This window comes from Peribacillus sp. SIMBA_075 (assembly GCF_046534585.1).
The window spans coordinates 1-236 of record NZ_JAWRYN010001603.1 but is presented as its reverse complement, the minus strand read 5'-3'; the positions used below and the strand labels follow the sequence as shown (position 1 = coordinate 236).

1 protein-coding gene is annotated in these 236 nt (G+C 54.2%); it reads right to left on the bottom strand.

Annotated features, from left to right (window positions below; translation table 11 throughout):
- Positions 1-56: 56 nt before the first annotated feature.
- A partial coding sequence (locus SB775_RS33845) for a hypothetical protein (RefSeq protein WP_410865672.1) occupies positions 57-236 on the bottom strand: 180 nt, incomplete at its 5' end.

Genomic DNA, 236 nt, shown 5'->3' with positions numbered 1-236 from the left:
CTGTTGCGTTCATCGCACTGAGGGCAACTGGGAACCCGGTTGATATCTACCTCAACTTAGACAGAACTCAGGAACAGGTGGACGCGCTGACAGCGCGTCTCCATCTCGACGAGCCGATCATCGTTCAGTTCGGGATCTATGTTCGTGATGTTTTGAGCGGGAACTTTGGAGAATCCCTTCAATTCGGCGGAGCGGCCCTTGAAGTAGTTGTCTCCCGACTTGGCGCGACCATGGAA